This is a genomic window from Parabacteroides sp. AT13, from assembly GCF_002272965.1.
Lineage (GTDB): Bacteria > Bacteroidota > Bacteroidia > Bacteroidales > Tannerellaceae > Parabacteroides > Parabacteroides distasonis.
Genome location: NZ_NQMH01000001.1, coordinates 2,444,182 through 2,464,899, shown reverse-complemented (window position 1 = coordinate 2,464,899; position 20,718 = coordinate 2,444,182). Strand labels below are relative to the sequence as shown.

Annotated in this window: 9 protein-coding genes and 1 tRNA gene; 7 read left to right on the top strand and 3 right to left on the bottom strand. The window is 44.7% G+C overall.

From position 1 onward, the window contains the following. The first annotated feature begins 263 nt into the window (after window positions 1-263). The 7 genes from CI959_RS10250 to CI959_RS10220 all read left to right on the top strand — a co-directional run bounded on the left by CI959_RS10250 (window position 264) and on the right by CI959_RS10220 (window position 16,096). Window positions 264-3,380: a TonB-dependent receptor gene (locus CI959_RS10250; protein WP_011966880.1), complete on the top strand. Its 3,117-nt coding sequence runs from the start codon at window positions 264-266 to the stop codon at window positions 3,378-3,380. Between the two features lie 27 nt (window positions 3,381-3,407). Continuing rightward, window positions 3,408-5,003: a RagB/SusD family nutrient uptake outer membrane protein gene (locus tag CI959_RS10245; protein WP_011966881.1), complete on the top strand. Its 1,596-nt coding sequence runs from the start codon at window positions 3,408-3,410 to the stop codon at window positions 5,001-5,003. Between the two features lie 179 nt (window positions 5,004-5,182). Continuing rightward, window positions 5,183-8,872, top strand: coding sequence for a phosphoribosylformylglycinamidine synthase (purL, locus tag CI959_RS10240; protein ID WP_057316844.1), 3,690 nt, complete (start codon window positions 5,183-5,185; stop codon window positions 8,870-8,872). A gap of 268 nt (window positions 8,873-9,140) precedes the next feature. Continuing rightward, window positions 9,141-9,791, top strand: a complete 651-nt coding sequence (locus CI959_RS10235) for a hypothetical protein (RefSeq protein WP_005861292.1) — start codon at window positions 9,141-9,143, stop codon at window positions 9,789-9,791. A gap of 169 nt (window positions 9,792-9,960) precedes the next feature. Further along, on the top strand, window positions 9,961-13,128 hold the full coding sequence (locus tag CI959_RS10230) for a TonB-dependent receptor (RefSeq protein WP_009276463.1): 3,168 nt from the start codon (window positions 9,961-9,963) through the stop codon (window positions 13,126-13,128). A gap of 38 nt (window positions 13,129-13,166) precedes the next feature. Further along, entirely contained in the window at window positions 13,167-14,585 is a 1,419-nt protein-coding gene (locus CI959_RS10225; RefSeq protein ID WP_057316846.1) for a calcineurin-like phosphoesterase family protein, read from the top strand. A 239-nt stretch (window positions 14,586-14,824) separates the two neighbouring features. Next, entirely contained in the window at window positions 14,825-16,096 is a 1,272-nt protein-coding gene (locus tag CI959_RS10220; RefSeq protein WP_005861286.1) for an ATP-binding protein, read from the top strand. 759 nt (window positions 16,097-16,855) lie between these two features. Here CI959_RS10220 and CI959_RS10210 read toward each other — a convergent pair. The 3 genes from CI959_RS10210 to CI959_RS10205 form a co-directional block, all read right to left on the bottom strand. Then, entirely contained in the window at window positions 16,856-19,189 is a 2,334-nt protein-coding gene (locus CI959_RS10210; RefSeq protein WP_253282326.1) for a DUF6383 domain-containing protein, read from the bottom strand. Next, window positions 19,131-19,775 carry a hypothetical protein gene (locus CI959_RS21790; RefSeq protein ID WP_253282327.1) on the bottom strand — a complete coding sequence of 215 codons (645 nt, stop codon included), beginning with the start codon at window positions 19,773-19,775 and terminating at the stop codon, window positions 19,131-19,133. The genes CI959_RS10210 and CI959_RS21790 overlap by 59 nt, the downstream gene beginning before the upstream one ends. Before the next feature lie 866 nt (window positions 19,776-20,641). Then, window positions 20,642-20,716, bottom strand: a tRNA-Pro gene (locus CI959_RS10205). Window positions 20,717-20,718: the final 2 nt, after the last annotated feature.

Here is a 20,718-nt window from a genome sequence, read left to right as displayed (position 1 = left end):
CATATTGACAATAAAAATAAACTTACACGAAACTTTGTCAATACGGATTATTTTAAGTTATATGTTAATTTAATACATTCTAGTATTAATATATAGTATTAATATGCAAATTATTTTTAACTCAATCCCGCATCAATGCTAGGAAGTAACACCAAAGTACCTTACCCTCATGAAGTTCTTCGGAAACTAAGTCAATCGACTAAGTGGCAACAATTGATTACAACGATCTATTTATTAACAAATTAAACAAAAAGTATGTGTCTATGAAAAGGTTGACTTATCTATTACTATGCTTGTTTGCAAGTATAGCGTTCGCAACGGCTCAGACCACGAAGGTGACCGGTACGGTTATCTCGGCGGAAGACGATGGACCTATCATTGGAGCCTCTATCGTAGTAGCTGGTACTACTACCGGTACTGTAACGGATTACAACGGAGCGTTCACCTTGGATGTTCCTTCTAACGCGAAAAAGCTAATCGTTTCCTACATCGGTATGAAATCTGTGGAAGTGGCAGTAAAACCAATCATTAAAGTCACGATGGAATCTGACTCTCAGAACTTGGATGAAGTCGTGGTTGTCGGTTACGGAACTCAAAGAAAAAAGGATGTGACGAGTGCCATATCTAAAGTAGGAGGTGAAGACTTAAGCAACTTGGCAACAGCGTCTTTCGACACTCAATTAGCCGGACGTGCCGCTGGTGTACAGGTTACGACTCCTAGTGGCGTATTGGGAAGCGGCCCTCAATTCAAGATCCGTGGTATGAGTACGATCAGTTCAAACTCTCAGCCGTTATTTATCGTAGATGGCATGCCGATCGCCACCGGTGATAACGCCGATGGAAAAACCGGCTTAGGAATGGCTTACGCTTCTTACAATGCGATGTCTGATATTAACCCGAATGACATCGAATCCATTGAAATATTGAAAGACGGTGCGGCTACAGCTATCTATGGCTCCCGTGCGGCAAATGGAGTTGTATTGATCACAACTAAAAAAGGCTCCAAGGGACGTACTCAAGTAACTTACGATGGCTATGTAAGCGCAGCCAGCGCAGCTAAATTGCATGATCTTCTGGGAGCGAAAGATTTCGTGACTATCGCTAACGAGAAATACGAGAACTGGGGAATGAAAGGACAGGCTGTTTACGATCCGAACGGACCGGACACAAACTGGAATGATTATATTTTCCGTACAGGTTTCCAGCACAATCATAGCTTATCCGCCAGTGGTGGTACGGATAAAAGCCAATATTATGTATCATTAGGTTTCACGGAACAAGAAGGTATCATTCGCGCCAATGACTTAAACCGTTTGAGCTTAAAGGCAGATTTGACACAACAAGCGACAAAATGGTTACGCATCGGATTAAATGGCCAGATGACCCGTACCCGGGTTAATGGTGTCATGAATGACGAGAATTCATTGGGTGGCGTAGGTTTCGCCGGCACTCGTATGCTTCCAAACGTATCTGTATTCAATCCGGATGATCCTACTGGTTACAATATCGACGCTGAAAACCGTAAGACATTAGGTCGCGGAAGCAACCTTTCCTATATTGATAATGGTATCCAGAATATCGTCTGGGCATTAGACAATAACGTAAACCGTACGACCAATACCCGTGTATTAGGTGGTGGATGGGCTGAAATCACATTCATGGACGGATTGACTTTAAAGACACAAGCTGGCTTAGACATCTCGAATGTTAAAGATTTCATGGTATGGAACCCGGAATCAGGAGACGGATACGGCTATGGCGGCTTATTGGAAGAAATCAATACCACATACACGAACTGGAACTGGCAAAACGTAATCAACTTTAACCGTACATTCAATGATGTACATAATCTGACGGCGACAGCGGTACAAGAGTACACCCATCAAGAATATGAATATACGGACGCAACCGTGCAACAAATATCCGATGCTTTCTTCACCGACCATATCATTTCCAACACATTTGGTGAGAGATTCGTATCTGGAGGTAAAACGTTTATGGGATTAGCCTCCTATATGTTCCGTGCGAATTACAACTATGATAGTAAATATTATATCGGAGCCTCCGTCCGCACAGACGGCTTATCCAGCCTTCCGAAAGACACCCGCTGGGGTACATTCTGGGGAGGATCAGCCGCTTGGCGTATCTCTCGCGAAAAATTCTGGAGCGAATCAACTATTAATGATTGGTTTAACGACTTACGTATCCGTGCCAGCTACGCTACAATCGGAAACTCTGACCTAGGGAATTATTTCCCTTATCTGGGAACTTACGGGGCGAAGAAAGCAGGATCGAATACAGCTATCGCTTGGAACCGTATGGGTAACAGCCAGCTTAAATGGGAAACAACTGAGACTTTCGATATCGGATTGGATGGCTCTTTCTTTAATAACCGCCTGACATTCGAGCTAGCTTATTGGCAAAAGAACTCCAAAGACTTGGTGTTGGAAGTTCCTACAGCACCTACCGCTGGTATTCCTTACAACTCATATTTTGATAATATCGGTAAGATCAAGAACTCCGGTATGGAATTGACAGTTAACGCTACAATCATCGCTACCAAAGATTGGAACTGGCAAACTAATTTCAACTTCTCCACAGCTAAGAACACGGTGAAGAGCTTATACGGCGGAACAGACATCGTAGACAATTACACAATCATTCGTGAAGGAGAGTCATATAGATCTTTATATGGATATGATTATTACGGCGTAAACGCCGCAAACGGTAATCCGATCTGGAGTAAGGCGGACGGTTCATTAGTGCAATTCGACACATTCGGCTCTTACGACTATGCGGAATATGATCCTTCCAACCCTTCGGATGTCTCCAAGGCTTCTTCCTTGGACGCTAGCGACCGTAAGGTATTAGGTTCATCTATGCCTACTTGGTACGGAGGTTGGAATAATACAGTTTCTTACAAGAATTTCGATTTAAATGTATTCTTCCGCTTCTCCGGAGGTAATAAGATCATGAACGCTTCTCGTCAAAGCGCATTGTTCAATATGGATTTCTCCAACAATGGAACAGAAATCTTAGGCCGCTGGATTTCTCCAGAGCAACCGGGTGACGGCATGACTCCAAAAATCGGTTATGGAGACGCCTCTTCCTTATTCAATGATGGATATACGGATTCACACTTCGTTGAGAGCGGCAATTACCTAAAACTATCGACGTTAGCTTTAGGCTATACACTACCGAAGGCGGTCGTATCCAAACTGAACATGACAAAGATTCGTTTCTATGTTCAAGGACAGAACTTACTCACTATCACAGGTTATTCCGGATTGGATCCTGAGACAAACTCTCGTTTAGGTGTAGATTGGAACGGTATGCCACAGCAACGTTCATTCACTTTTGGAGCGAACATTACATTCTAATTTCACAAACTAAGAAAAGTTACAATTATGTTATACAAGAAATTATATAAAAACATTTCAGTAGTAGCGTTAGGGACAGCCCTGTTCTCGCTACCCGTGTTCACCGCCTGCGAAAGCGACGTCGTAGACCTTGAACCTGTTGACAAATTCTCCGAGCTTACGGCATACGGGACAGAAGAACGTTGCGAGTTAGCCGTAGTCGGAGCTTACGATGCCGCACAATGTGGTATGTACGTAGATCCAAATGACTTTGGGTGGGCACGCGGTTATCCTTTTGGAGCGGCCAGTATATTGCAAGGCGAAATGCGCGGTGAAGATATGAACCTAACCGCCCAATTCTATGATTATACCTATTCCGCGACCTATAATTTGACTACCGCTAATAACGTGGCGATGTGGGAAACCTCTTTCGAGGCTATTAACCGCTATAATACGGTATACGCAGGTATAGAAGGTGCGGTAGCTGCGGGTGTCATAACCGAAGAGAAAGGGAATCAGTACAAAGGAGAATGCCTGTTCTTACGTGCGTTAACCTATCACAACTTGATGATCCATTATGCCCTGCCCTACAACGTAGAAGGTAACAATAACTACGGTATGCCTATTTATACGAAAGCCGTAAATGATCCCAGCCAACTCGCTGAGCAACAAAGCATAGGCCGTTCTACCGTTAAGGATACTTACGATCAGATATTAAGCGACTTGAATAATGCGGAAAGCATGCTTCCGGACATTATCGATGCCGATAAGATCGGCCGCGCAAGCAAAGGTGCCGCCATAGCACTGAAAACGCGCGTATATTTGCATATGCGTGATTGGAACAATGTAGTTACTGAAGCTAAGAAACTGGAAGGCGGACGTTTCATTCTGGAAACCAATCCAGCCACTCCTTTCGTTTCTTACAAAGACAATCAGGAATCTATATTCTCCATTCCGAATGACTCTCAAGATAACGGGTCTGTAAATGGAGCTATGTCCGCTATGATGTCTGCCCGTGAAGGTGGCCGTGCGATGTGCCCGACATCCCCTACCCTTTACAACTCCAAATTCTGGAAAGGGGATGACAAGCGTCGTAACCTCGTCCTTTATCGTGCGTCTGACGATTATTACTTCTGTGATAAATACCAGAATCCCCAAACACGTGAAGAGTACGCCCCGATCCTGCGCTATGCCGAGGTATTGCTAAACGAGGCCGAGGCTGCCGCACGTGCGGGAGACAAGACTCTCGCATTGGAGAAATTGAATCAAGTAAGAGACCGTTCTTTGGCCGACCCCGCTACACAGACGTATAAGGCAAGCGATTTCGCCAACACGAAAGCACTGGTGGAAGCTATCCTTTGGGAGCGTCGCATTGAGTTCCAAGGTGAAGGTCGCCGTTGGGAAGACATTCATCGTTTAGCGGCTGACGACTTGCTGCCGTCCGGTGGTATTCCCGCTAAAATCGAATATAACAATGTGAAGAACCAAGGCGCATTCGTTGTTGGTGGAGAAGTGAAAGCTGAATGGTTCGGCAACAGCAAACAGTTCATCCCGTACACGGATAAACGCTTTATTTGGCCGATTCCATTGAATGATATATTAAGAAACCCCACGCTAGCCGCACAACAGAACGCAGGCTGGTAGAATATAGACACACTCTTATTTTTTACTATGCAGGGGACATGAGAGGGCGAGACCGGGAGGTTCCGCCCTCTTTTCTTTTAAAACGTATTGACATAATAATTCACGGGAAATCATTATCTTTGCACTCTCTAAAAGAGGCTTATTCGTTATTTCGTGATAAATACTAATAAATCAACGATATGATTCTATTCTTTCAATCTTCAACAAAGACGGTGCTGGCTGTAGAGGCCGCGCACGCTTTCTCTCCTGAAGACACTCAAAAACTGGTTTGGTTGTTTAGCGAGGCGACTCCTGTTCAATCAGAAACATTGGAAGGCTGGTACGTAGGGCCACGCCGGGAAATGATTACCCCGTGGAGTACGAACGCCGTTGAAATTACCCAGAACATGGGCCTGACCGGTATTTCCCGTATTGAGGAATATTTTCCTGTTTCTTCTGGCGATGCGGATCACGATCCGATGTTGCAACGTATCTACAATGGCTTGAATCAGGAGATCTTCACGATCAGTAAAAAACCGGATCCTATTGTCTACATTGAGGATTTGGAAGTGTACAACCAACAAGAGGGCTTGGCTCTAAGCCAAGAGGAGATCGCTTACTTGAACGAGGTAAGCCAGAAGTTGGGACGTAAGTTGACCGATAGCGAGGTGTTCGGTTTCTCCCAAGTAAACTCGGAACACTGCCGACATAAAATATTCGGAGGTGTATTCATCATCGACGGCGAGGAAAAAGAAAGTTCCTTGTTCAACTTGATCAAGAAAACTTCCGCCGAGAACCCTAATAAATTGGTTTCCGCTTATAAAGATAACGTAGCGTTCAATGAAGGACCGACGGTAGAGCAATTCGCTCCCCTATCCGGTGACAAACCCGATTTCTTCGCCGTAAAAGATATCAAGACGGTTATCTCCTTGAAAGCCGAGACGCATAACTTCCCGACAACCGTTGAGCCGTTCAACGGTGCCGCTACCGGAACAGGTGGTGAGATTCGTGACCGTCTGGGCGGTGGTAAGGCATCCTTGCCGATAGCGGGAACAGCGGTCTATATGACCTCTTACCCTCGTACGGAAGGCGCTCGCAAATGGGAGAAAGTCCTAGACCCTCGTCCTTGGTTATACCAGACTCCGGAGCAGATCTTGATCAAGGCTTCCAATGGCGCTTCCGATTTCGGTAATAAATTTGGCCAGCCGCTTATCTGTGGTTCTTTATTGACTTTCGAGCACACGGAGAACGATAAGAAATACGCTTACGACAAAGTAATCATGCTTGCCGGCGGTGTAGGTTTCGCAAATATGCGCGATGCCTTGAAGGGCGATCCGGAACCGGGCGAGAAAGTGGTCGTGATCGGTGGCGATAACTACCGTATCGGTATGGGTGGTGGAGCCGTCTCTTCCGTAAACACGGGGCAATATACAAGCGGTATCGAGTTGAACGCCGTACAGCGTGCCAACCCGGAAATGCAGAAACGTGCGGCTAACGTGATCCGTGCGATCGCCGAGTCTGACGAGAACCCGATCGTCTCTATCCATGACCATGGCGCGGGTGGACACCTCAACTGCTTGTCTGAGTTGGTGGAGGCTACCGGCGGACACATCGATATGAGCAAATTGCCGATTGGTGACCCGACTCTCTCAGCGAAGGAGATCGTAGGAAACGAGAGCCAAGAGCGCATGGGCTTATTGATGAAAGAAGAAGATGTAGCCCGTGTAAAACGTATCGCGGATCGTGAACGTGCCCCGATGTATGTGGTAGGCGAGACTACTAACGACATGAAGTTTGTCTTCGAACAAGCGGACGGCGTAAAACCTATCGATATCAAGCTGGAATATATGTTCGGTAAACCGCCTAGAACGGTTATGACAGACCATACGGTCACTGAATCTTATCAACCGGTTGTTTACAAAGAATCCGAACTTCACCATTATTTGGAGAACGTACTTCAATTGGAGGCCGTAGCCTGCAAGGATTGGTTAACAAACAAAGTAGACCGTTCCGTAACCGGTAAGATCGCCCGCCAGCAATGTCAAGGTGAATTACAATTGCCGTTGAGCGACTTAGGTGCCGTAGCGTTGGATTACCGCGGGAAAGCTGGTATCGCAACTTCTATCGGTCACGCTCCCCAGGTAGCCATGGTTGATCCGGCCGCCGGTTCCGTTATGGCAATCGCCGAGTCATTGACCAATATCGTATTCGCTCCGCTGACAGATAAGTTGGAGAGCGTATCCTTAAGTGCCAACTGGATGTGGCCGTGCCGTAACGAAGGTGAGGATGCCCGTCTGTACACAGCCGTACAAGCCGCTTCCGACTTCGCTTGCAGCTTAGGTATTAATATCCCGACCGGTAAGGACTCCTTATCCATGACGCAGAAATATGGCGACGATAAGGTGATCGCCCCGGGTACGGTGATTATCTCCGCAGGTGCAGAGGTTAGCGATATCAAGAAAATCGTCTCCCCGGTAGTAGCTCAAGACAAGAATACATACATTTATTATATAGACTTCTCTTTCGATACCTTGAAGTTGGGTGGTTCCGCTTTCGCTCAAGCTTTGAACAAGCTGGGTAATGAGGTTCCGACCGTGAAAGATCCGGAATACTTCCGTGACGCTTTCAACGCCGTACAAGATGCGATCGAGAAGAGACTCATCCTTGCCGGACACGATATCTCAGCGGGAGGTATGATCACCGCCCTGTTAGAGATGTGCTTCGCCAACGTAGAGGGTGGTTTGGATGTCAACTTGGATAAGATCTCCGAGAGCGATATCGTGAAGATCCTGTTTGCCGAGAATCCGGGTATCTTGGTTCAGGTAAAGGACAAGAAGGCATTCGAAAAGTTGATGGAAGAAGCTGGCGTAGGTTTCGCCATCATCGCCAAACCGACCGACGAGCGCCATGTATTGGTATCGAAAGACGGCATCCAATATCACTTCGGCATCGACTATATGCGTGACGTATGGTACGAATCTTCTTATAAACTGGATGTAAAGCAGAGCGGAAGCGTTTGTGCCGGAAACCGTTTCGAGAACTATAAGATGCAGCCCGTACAGTACAAGTTCCACAAGGACTTTACCGGAAAGCTTTCTTCTTACGGACTCTCAGCCGAACGCCGCGCTCCGAACGGCATCAAGGCTGCGGTAATCCGTGAGAAGGGTACGCAATGCGAGCGTGAGACAGCTTACGCCTTGTATCTGGCTGGTTTCGACGTGAAGGATGTCCATATGACGGACTTGGCTAGCGGACGTGAGACTTTGGAGGATGTAAACTTCATCGTATTCTGCGGTGGTTTCTCCAACTCCGACGTATTAGGTTCCGCCAAGGGCTGGGCCGGCGGTTTCTTGTATAACGAGAAAGCCAAGAAAGCGATCGACAACTATTACGCACGTAAAGATACGTTGAGCATGGGTATCTGTAACGGTTGCCAGTTGATGGCCGAGTTAGGCTTGGTTTATCCGGAGCACGAGAAAAAGCATAAGATGGTTCACAATGATTCCCATAAGTTCGAGTCTAACTTCGTTAGCTTGGAGATCCCGAAAAACAACTCCGTAATGTTCGGCTCCTTGAGCGGCACGAAGTTGGGTGTATGGGTAGCTCATGGTGAAGGTAAGTTCGAGTTCCCCTACGAGGAGAAGGAGTACAACATCATCGCTAAATACAACTACGATGGCTATCCCGCCAACCCGAACGGTTCTCCTTGGTCCGTTGCCGGTGTTTGCTCAAAGGACGGCCGCCATTTAGCCATGATGCCTCACCCCGAACGTGCGATCTTCCCTTGGCAGTGCGGTTATTACCCCGCCGACCGTAAGGAGAACGACGAGGTCACTCCATGGATCGAGGCGTTCGTGAACGCTCGCAAGTGGATCGAGAATAATAAGTAAAAATAACAGGGGTTGTTTTTAGCGTTCTTTGAACCTTAAAAACAACCCTTGTTTCTATATCTCCTTAAAGTTTCTTGGTAACCGCCTTTTGATTGAACTCATCCACACGGTAGAATAGACTTTACAACGAATCCACGATTTTAATATCCAAGCCGGTACAGGGGGGATTATCGGTAACTATTACTTTATACAACCGTAATATCCCTGCAACACCCCGCTAATATCTTTGCCTCCGAAATTAATAGACACAGAATTTAATAGAAGAATCATGGAAAGGTTATTTAAAATCAGAATCTTTACGGTTATGTTCTTTTTAGCCGTAGCTTCTATAGCAGCGAACGCTAAAGAAAGTAAGAAGGAAGGTGACAATTATCATGCAAAGCAAATTCTCATCGTAGGTTTGCACGATAACGTGAAATCAAACTATTTCTACAATGGGATGATCGCCGAAGAGACCGGTATGAAAGCGGATAGTATCGACCAAACGTATAATACGATCATCGCCGAGAATATCGCCGCATCCGTAAAGAACGGAGATTGCAAGTTTATTCCGGCAAACGCTACACAAGTGACCGGACAGGTACTGAATGAGATCAAGGTTAACGGGGAGAGCGAGGATTGCTATTCCGATCTTTCAGCCGTGCCGACCGAAGAGTTACAAAAGGTATTGGATAATGCTGACGCTGATTATCTGCTAGTATTAAACCAGCATTATCTTAAATGGCAAGACCAACCCTTGCGCACGCTTTTCCATATCGTCAGCTATACCTTATTCGACAAAGATAAAAATGAGGTATATAGGGGGAATAACTTCTTTACCTGCATGAATCTTGAGAACCCGGATAAACTCAGAAAGAGCAGCCGCAAGAGTTCATCCAAGATAGCATCTACCATTATCAAGACTTTGGACGAGGACTAACCTTCTTTTTTATAGACACATTTATAATTTTCTCGTTGAGCCTAATGGATATCCTTCATTAGGCTTTTTTCTTTATTTAAACCTACACACGGATGTAATCTCTTTGCAAAACCGGACACTTACTTTTGCGCCGTAAAAGATATTTAGGTTTAATTTTAAAAAGATTATTATGAGGATGTTTAACAAACTTACATGCAGGCTGCTTGCCTGTTTGTTATTTTTTAATTGCTTGCCGGCTCTCTTGTCTGCGCAAGGAACGCAAGCGATTATCACCGGTACGGTCGTGGATAATAAAGGGGAATCAGTGATCGGAGCCACGATCCAAGTCAAGAATGAATCTACCGGATTCTTCACGGGCTCTATCACGAACGATAAAGGAGAATACACCATCAAGCAGCTTCCGCTAGGTTCTCCTTATACCGTTACAGCTTCTTATATCGGTTATGGGGAACAGAAAAAGACAGGATACGCATTGAACCAAGGGGATATGCTTCGAGTGGATTTCAAGCTAGCGGAGGAATCGGTGGAGATCCAAGCTGTCGAGGTAGTCGCTAATTCCTTGAAGAACATGGTTCCGAAGATCGGCGCGGCAACATCTATCTCCGCTCAAAATATCACGAAGCTTCCGGTAAACGGCCGTAACTTCACCTCCCTGATGGATCTCTCGCCATTGAGTAGCGGAGGAAATATCGCCGGGCAATTATCATCCTCAACGAATTACACCATCGACGGTATGACGGCTAAAGGAACCGTAGCGAGCGGAACGACTTCCGGCGCTTATACGATATCCATGGAAGCCGTCCGCGAGTTTGAGGTGGTAACCAATCAATATGACGTGACCAACGGACGTTCCGGGGGCGGCACCGTGAGCGCTGTCACGAAATCAGGAACCAATACTTTCACCGGAAGTGTATTCGGATTCGGTCGTGCCGATTGGTTATCCAGTTCCTATGATATACGGGGAAATAAATCGACTTCCGACTTCTCTACCTATCAATATGGTTTCTCTTTGGGAGGCCCGATCGTGAAAGACCGTGCGCACTTCTATGTCGTATGGGATCACCAACAGGATTCCCGTCCGATTTATATAGCGGATATCAAGACGGCGGCGGACGAGTCTCGCTATAATGTCACTCAATCTACGCTAGACCGTTATCTGGATATCGCCCGTACTAAATACGGAGTCTCAAATGACCCTCAATTCGGGGAGTTCGGTAAGAAGAAGCAGACGAACGCGGTCTTCGCCCGTATCGACTGGCAGTTGAACGCAACCAACTTGTTAACCATTCGCAATAATTTCATCAACGAGGATAATAAACAGAGCGAGAGCGATAACTCCAGTATCAATCTTTACGAGGTTTGGATCGACCGCAAATCGCATAACAACAGCTTACTCGCTACCTTACGCTCGGTATTAAGCCCAAAGCTGACCAACGAGTTGAAGCTTCAACATTTCTTGGTTTACGAGGCCACGACCCCGAACAAGCAATTGCCAAGCTCTAATATCCCAAGAGCAATCGTAGAGAACGTGGAATCTATATCTGGTGACAAAAGCATGTACACTTCCATCCAACTTGGAGGTCAACGCTACGCTCCCGAACATTTCAAGGATAATGTACTTCAATTGGTAGACAATATGTATTATAATACGGACCGCATCAACTATACATTCGGAGCGGACTTCATGTACACCAATATGAAATCACTCTACGGCAGTGAGATGAACGGACGGTTTTATTTCACGGGACTGGATAATTTCGAGAATATGACTCCTTACCGCTATGCCCGGGAAATCGCCTTGGTAGATGATCCTACCGTAAAGATGAATACCTTGAACTCCGCTATCTACGGACAATTACAAACGAAGCTTTTCACCGGATTCGAGGTCATGGCCGGTATCCGTGCGGATTATACCCGTTATTTCAACCACGCGAACTTTAACCAGACTGTTTATGACGAACTAGGCTTACGTACGGACAACGTAATCTCCACCTTCCAGTTGCAACCCCGCGTTCAATTCACGTGGGACGTGAATGATAAACATCAAGATATTATCCGCCTTGGCGCCGGTATCTTCGGTTCGGATTTAAACAACTATTCCATGATCAACAATATGCTGTTCGACGGTACGAAGGTAGCGTCCGTGGATATACAAGGCAATTTGGTTCCGACACCGAATTTCCCGGCATACCGCAAAGATCCTTCTACCGCTCCGGGCGTTGATTTATTCAACAACCCGAATATCCAAAAGATCAGCACGATCAATATGAATAGTAAGGATGCCCGTGTACCGGTAGTATATAAGTTGAACGCCAGCTACACGCATTTCTTCTCCGATCGCTTGCGGGTAGGTATCAGTGCTTACGCCAACTGGGCACGCCATAATTATATGTACGTAGACCGTAATATGGTGGATGAGCCTTACTTCCGTATCGCCGCCGAGGGGAATCGTGGCGTGTTCGTCCCCGCCGAGAGTATCAATACCAAGAACGGAGCTACCGACTGGATGCAAGGACGTAAAAGTGATAAGGTAGGCCGTGTGCTGGAATTAATCAGCGATGGAAAAATCAACCAATATGCGTTCGTGGTAGATGGAACTTGGCGTTATTTCAAGGATGGCGAGCTTTCTTTCAGCTATACGTGGAACGATTCCAAGGATAACACCTCTTACAACGGTAACGTAGCGAATACAGCGACTCTAGCCTTGATGGTAAAAGATGATCCTCGTGATTTGAGTACCATGACTTACTCGGACAACCAATTCCGCCATAAGGTCGTATTCTACGGTACGGCTCCTTCTTTCTGGGGAATCAGCGTAGGCTTGCGTTTCTCCGGGATCGGTGGAACCCGCTACTCTTTAGCGGTTAGTGGTAATATGAACGGTGATTTCGTATCATCCAACGACTTGGCTTATATCTATGACCCGAACGATAGTAATACGCCTCAATATCTTCGTGAGGGTATCCAAGCGATCTTGGACAACCCGGAAGCGGAGAAGAGCGTAAAAGATTATATCCGTAAAAACTATGGGAAGGTTGCCGAGCGTAACGGTGGCGTAAATGGCTTCTACGGTACTTTCGATTTGCGCTTGAACAAGAACTTCAAGATCTATAAGACTCATTCCATCGAGGCCTCGATAGACTTTTTCAATTTCCTGAATATGCTGAACAAGGACTGGGGTGCCGGACATAATCTAGGCAAGCAGAATATCTACTCCATCAAGAGTTTTGACGCGGAGAAGAAGCAATACGTATATAACGTAAACAAAAACACGGGTGTATCCAATATGAACGGAAACCCTTGGCAGATTCAAATCGGCGTACGTTATAAATTCTAACTAACATATTCTATATTCAAATCATAAAAAAAATTACGATGAAGAAACAATTCTTATCATTCACGCTTTTACTTGCGTTATCCACTTGGATAGCGCAAGCCGCTACCGTAAGAGGCACTGTATCCGATACGGCAGGCAAACCGCTACAAGGCGTAGTCGTTACGGATGGTTATAATTTCACGCAAACAAATGAGCGGGGAGAATATAGCCTAGATTCGAATCTGGACAAAAGCCGCTTTGTCTACCTCTCCGTACCGGGTGACTATGAGATCGAGCAAACAAAAGGTATACCGGATCTTTTCTATCAGCAACTTGATAAAAGTAAAGAGATCAATGAACATGATTTTACGCTCACCCCTAGGAAACAGCCAATCGACGGGTTTGTCTACTTGGCAATCTCCGATCCTCAGACCATCGACGAACGGCAGATGAAACGTTTCCGTGAAGAGACCATCCCCGACTTGAAGCAGACTATAGAGCGCTACCAAGGAAAAGAGGTCTACGGTATGGCGCTGGGAGACATTACTTGGGATCGCATGGATTTATTCACTCCTTATAAGGAAGCGGTCTCGGTCTTAGGCATCCCGATGTTCTCCGTGATCGGCAATCACGACCACGACTTACGTTACCCGGCCTTATCCAATCAAAAGGTAACCGAGGAGAGCTATGCGGAGCGTATCTACGAGGATCATTTCGGCCCTTACAATTATTCGTTCAATGTCGGGGATGCACATATCATCACCTTAAAAGATATTGATTATTATAAAGACAAGAAATATGACGAACGCTTCGGAAAGGAACAACTGGAATGGCTGAAAAACGACCTGAGTTACGTTAAACCCGGAACACTTGTATTTATCAACGTACATGCCCCGGTATTCAACCAGACGGATAAAGGGGGAGGAAACGCCGAGGACGCTGAGAGCCTGAAAGAGATCGTCAGCCCTTATAATGTCCATATCTTCGCCGGGCATACGCATTTCTTCGAGAACAACCAAGTCACACCGAATCTGTACGAGCATAATATCGGAGCCGCTTGCGGAGCTTGGTGGGCCGGCCATGTAAACCGGTGCGGCACCCCGAACGGTTATCTGGTCGTTGAGGTGAAAGGGAATGCCGCTACTTGGTATTATAAGGCAACCGGCCATGATTCGAATTATCAATTCAGGGTTTATAAGCCGAATGAGTTCAAATCGCAAGCGGATTACCTAGTGGTGAACGTATGGGATTGGGACCCGACCTACCAAGTTACATGGAGCGAAAACGGCATAGAGAAAGGTCGCATGGAGCAATTCGATGATGAAGACCAAGACTATATCGACATGCACGGAAAACCTTCCGGATATCATACATCGCACTTATTCCGTTGCCACCCTTCTGCCGGAGTCAAAGACGTACAGATCAAGGTTATCAACCGATTTGGCGAGACCTTTACTAAAAATGTAACACTCCCGTAATCAAATCGTAACAAGTGGCATTTACTTTTGTATCGATAAAATGTAGAAAACTCTCATTACATATTAATGTTAGAATCATTACAAAGGAACAAACCAAACCTTATTCCTAACTTTGAACGGCAACTCGGCTTTCGGCGGAAGGCGGTTGCCGTTATTTTTTTGAGGGTATATCCCATTCTTAACGGGAAAAGTTTCGAGTTCATTCGAAACTTTTGTACTTTTACGCAAAAGTTTCGAGTATGGACGATAGATTTAAGACATTAGAGAAGTATAACCTATGGGGTGGAAACGATTTTCCAACAGGCTATAAACGGCAAGATTATTTAGATAGGATATTATCCTACACCGGAAACAGATTAATCAAAGTCTTGGTAGGACAGCGACGTGTAGGGAAAAGCTATCTCCTTCGTCAGTTAGCTAGCCATCTCGCCAATAGTGGAGTAAATCCCCGAAATATATTCTTCATTAACTGTGAGCTATCCGCCTTCTATTTTTTGAAAACCAATGAAGATCTTGATTCCCTGTTTAATCTCTACTTAAAACAAATAAATCCTCAAGGTCGTATCTATCTGTTCATTGACGAAATCCAAAATGTAGAGGGATGGGAACGCTTCGCCAACTCATACTCACAAGACTATACCGCCGAATATGAGTTATTCATTAGTGGCTCCAACTCTAAAATGCTATCTGGAGAACTCGCCACGTTATTAGCCGGACGTTATGTGGAATTTGCCATCTATCCTTTTTCATACACAGAGTTTCTTGGAATCACCCAAAAAGAAAACAACAAGGTACACTACCTAGAATATATGCAAAGTAGTGGTATGCCTGAATTATACCATCTATCTCAACCAGAAGTACAAAGAAATTATATATCCGCATTAAAAGACACCGTATTACTACGTGATATCATACAAAGACAAAACATAAAAGACGCTAAGTTGCTTGAGGACATTTTTGTCTATCTGGTAAATAACGCATCTAATTTAATATCAATTCGGAATATCACCAATTATTTCAAGAGCTCGGGAAGGAAGACCAGCTATGATACGATCGCCTCCTACATTAGTTACATAGAGGACACTTTTTTGGTACATAAAGTCGAGAAATACCAAATCAAGGGAAAGGAGACCATCGCCGGGAATTGTAAGTATTACATCAATGACCTAGGTTTCAACAATTATTTATATCAAGGCTTTGGCTACGGCATTGGGTATAAACTAGAAAACCTCATTTATCTAGATTTATTAAGGGCCGGCTATCAAATATACGTAGGTAGCATAAAGAACAAAGAGGTGGATTTCGTCGCTATCAAAGGAGAGAGGGTTATCTATCTCCAATCCACTTATTTACTAATCGACAAAGAAACCATCGAACGGGAATATGCCTCGTTAGAGGCCATTGAGGATAATTACGAGAAGATCGTTGTCTCGCTCGATGATTTGCCGCTTCCTTCCAAAGAAGGAATAAAGCACGTACAAGCATGGAATTTATCCCATGCCATTCTCTAAAATCAAGGTTTGTTTTCGGATCTAGCCCTTCCTATAAGCTCACAAAAAAAGCACCTTGGCATTTTGTCAATTTGTAAACTCAACTGCCCGAGAATCACTTTTTTCGGGCAAACGTACAGCTTATCCCCAAATACGAGAAAAAATATTAGCAATCATTTGTCTTATACGGCATTAGTTAAAAACAGCCTTTTATCCTAGCGAATTTAATTCATCCTAATTCATATCCTATAGCTTATCCGGGCTATCTCATTGAGTTACGACAGGGATATAACAGGGTTACGATGCCCATTCATGAGTACTAACAACCCTATTCATGACTGTTTACGATGCCCAACGGCACTACTGTCGTTGCCAAACACGACTAGTCGCACTGCCTTTTACCACCTATCGTGTGTAAAAAGTGGTCCTTTTGCATGAAAAAGGCTATTTATACCCCTCCGATCTCCCCTACTTCATACCTCTCTCAAAAAGGGTATGTCACGATATCCCCCTTATATCAATCAAAAAGATCGAATACCGTCCATTTCACCAACAAAGCCCTTATCTACCCTTATCAACAAATAAGGGGAAACAGCGCAATACTGTCTCCCCTTGCCTTTGATCCGTTTCCATCCTCACGGAAGTACTTACGGATGAACTTTAATTTATTACTTTAGTATTAATATTAATCCATTCCCGCTTGTTCGCCCTCTCGGGGTACTTGGATAATCCGCACGGGAATGATTTTCGATTTATCTTTTCATTATTCCTTTACATGTCTTATTTAACGACCACCTTTACAGTCTCGTCGCCAACCGTTACAAGAACGATTCCAGCAGGAACAGCGATCGTAGCGTTATCGGAAGTGACAACTGTCTCTGCCAACGGCATACCCAACAAGTTGCGAACATAAGCAGTCTCGCCTTGAGCGCCTTGGATCGTTACGGAACCGGCGTTGCCGATCACTACGACAGAAGAAGACGCAGAGTTATCGATAGACTCATTAGATGTAGGATTACCCTCACCTACTGTTACCGGCAACGCTTTAGAAGTATCAGAAGTAAAGCCTAACTTACCGTTCAACGCATACAAATATTTTGTAGGTTGGTCTACCGGTCTCACCGAATAACCGGCATCCAACTTCGTGATATAAAATTTGAAGTTATTTATACCTCCAAGGCAAACATCTTCCTTAGCTTCTGCCGCAACAACCACATTCTTTCCGTTTACAGTTGTATTGATCGTATCAACACCTGCTAAAGTAGCCGGACGGAAAATGGCTTTAACATCTGTATTCTGATTAGCTTCAGCTCCATAAGTACCTTCCAAGCCATAGTTCTCGTCATAAGTAAACTTAGCTTGAGCCTCATTCCAATAACGTAATGAGTCTTGAGCGAAATACAAGAAATTTCTTACCGGAGCAACGGAGTCACCTTCAGCGATACCTTTAGAGATATAGAAAGAAGGAAGCTCTGCCTTGCTATCCGCCGTATCCAACCAGAAAGTCAAACCCTCCGCGCCAATGATACCCTCAAGGATACCATTCTTGTTTTCCTTCAAGGAGATTGAACCTTCCTCACTATCCAATGTCGCATGTCTCGGAACAGCATCCAAGCTAGCACCCATCTGGAAGAAATCTACCACTACTTTCGCATAATCCGCCTTTTCCGAGCCAACAGGAACTTCAGCGAAGCTAGGAGTATTCACATCCACTTTCAACATTTTAGCGTCAGCCTTGACAACTTCTATATAATTATCGGCAGCCTCGTCAGCGTCAAGAGCCTCATCCAAGCAGATTACGGAATAAGTGCCGTCAACGTTCTTCTTGAATACCAAGCGAGAAAGATTGTCCGCTTTCTTATCGTTATGATCAACCAACTTATAATCAGAACCCTCATGATTCAAACCCTTCTTATCGTCAACCAAATAGTAAGCTTGAATAGTCAACATATCCGCTTTCTTCTTAGCCACCTCGTCATCCTTCAAATAGATGTACTCAACATTGTTTTTAACAGCCTCTGCCTTCTCCAAGCTCCAAGCGTAGCTCTTAGCGGCATCACTTACCGGCTCAAATTTAGAATCATCGGCATTACAGCTCATATACACTTTCTCTACGGCAACAGAGGACTCGCCATTAAATACCAACTGAGCCTTTTGCTTCAATTGAGCGTCAGAAAGAGTCAAGAAGCCTTCATTAGCGCTTACGGCAACTAATTTGATATTCTCGGCAGGAATATCACCAACCGAAGTCTTTACGGCTTGATAAATTCCAGCCTTGTCTGTCTTATACAAATTAGCATTAAACGTTTCATTCGTCTCAAGATTCTTAAACGTAACAGCACCGGAACCCTGCATACTTACAATTACCCATTGTGCAACAGGAGCCTTCAAGTCAACCTTAGCAGGAGCCAAAGCCTCGTTAGAGAAAGAAGCGGTAGCATGAGCCTCTTCAGTTTTCGCATACGTAGAAACCAAATATTTACCATACAAAGACTCACTTTCTTCACCATCGGCAGGTTTAGTTCCTGTGAAGTAGATATTATAGATAGCGGCACCGTCAGTCTTCAACAGATCAGAAGCCTTTGCCCATGTATTTCCTGTAGTCTGGGCCAAGGAAAGCTTATCAGTGGAACCCTTCGTAGTGATATAAGTCTTCAAACCACCAGTGGTCAAGGAATAAGCTCCTACATAAACAGTTAACTCTGAACCAAAGTTCTCATCTGCGCCCTTCGTTACCTTCACACCTGTCATCTTGATCGTATATTGACCAGCCTTGTTTGCCAAGTCTTCTTCAGAAACACTATAGATAGCGTTCATGAAAGCGATCTTACCGTCTTTCTTAACATTGGTAGCGTTCAGTTTCTCGCCCTTTACGGTAGTGAAACCGAAACCCTCACCTTTAGCAGCATCCAAGCTCGTGATACCGAATGTAGCGTTCGGGTTCAATACGATGAAAGTAGCGGCTTTCAAGTTATCCGCGGTTACACCACCCTCTTTAGCCAACTTCAAACCGGCGGCGTTAGCTACAACGAAGCACTCGCCGGAAACCTCAGTCTCACCAAACTCCAGTAGAATTAACAGTAGAAGCGTCGATAGCGAACATCTGCTCTCCAAACGGATTCACGTCAGCCTCGGAAGCGGCGTTCGGGAATTTAAAAGAGAAACCTTTACCGGAAAGATTGCTGTTTAAATCATTAGAGGTTGTTCCTTTTTTAGCGATAAGCATTTTTGCTACGTTTGCGGCAGTAGCCATATCATAAGCCAAAGGTTTACCTCCTAATGTAATTTTATCATCATTATAGTTATCAGCGGTATTATTGTCATCATAAGCAAACCAACAATAACCTTTCTTCACATCATCCTCGCTAGCGGCCTCAACAACCGTGGATCCTTCCTTACCATAAACCACCTTTCCAGCAGCGTCTACCAGTTTAAACATCAATTTACCATTCTCGGTCTTTACGCCTGTAACCGTGAAGACACCAGCTTCGCTTTCTGTAACGGTATTCGCAAACTTATAAGCAGCGTCCGTCACTTTCGCTGATTTCAAGAAAGATGTACCCTCTTCATTTCCCAAATAGACTTTCAGACCTTCTGTTGGCTTAGCTTCCTTCTGAGAATAAGTAGTTCCATCCGCAGCAAACGCCACACCTGCCATAAGCAAGAACGACGCAAACATAGTAGAAATTCTCTTGTTCATAATCTCTAATTTAAATATTAATAATAGTGTTAATTAAATATCTCTCAACTCTTTAATTATCCTTCGCCATACCAAAACGACTAGTCTAGACCATCATTTAGATCTTGCGTTTTTGAAGAGGGAAAACGGGAGGTTTGTTTACGGAATCGGTTGTTTCGTGAAAGATAGGCTATCCTATTGATAAGAAAGCGAATAAGGGATGAAAAAAATAGCTCGGAAGGGTTGCAGGTATCAAAGAAACGCGTACCTTTGCAAATGACGAATTAAAACGATCGTTTATACTAGCCGTTTTATTAGATAAATCAGTCCTTGATATTATTGGTATGTATTACTAAAGCCTATTCATATACATCATATTCTTTAATGTACGTGTACATATATAATATAATTTCCAAAAATCCTCCTCTAGGTTAACGCATACTTGATTTCGCAGGCCGTAGAAGGCTTTCCAAGTGATCAGTTATTCACTTCCCGAGCCGTTAGTTAGCGGCTATATATAGCCGCTAGTTATTCATTCGACAAGCCGTTAGTTATTCACTTCAGTAGCCAATGGCACTCTATCAAACAGCTAGGCCTCCCTACTCCGATAAACAATCGTGCCCCAAAAGACTTTGAACTCACAGAGCATGCACCGATAAGTCGGCACTAAGCAACCATTAACAGAAATAATGGCTAAAATAGGCTGGAATGACCGCACTAAATTCAAACGGGAATATATCAATTTTAATCTATTGTCATGATTTAAGGCTATCCCCCATGAATATCGGGGGAGTCGGAATTTCTACTGCCTCATTGTTTTAGGAAAGTGATAGAGAGCAAAAAAAGGAGTTAAGCCATAGACTTAACTCCTTTTCTCTCAGCTTTAGTCGGGATGACTGGATTCGAACCAGCGACCACACGCCCCCCAGACGCGTACTCTAACCGGGCTGAGCTACATCCCGCT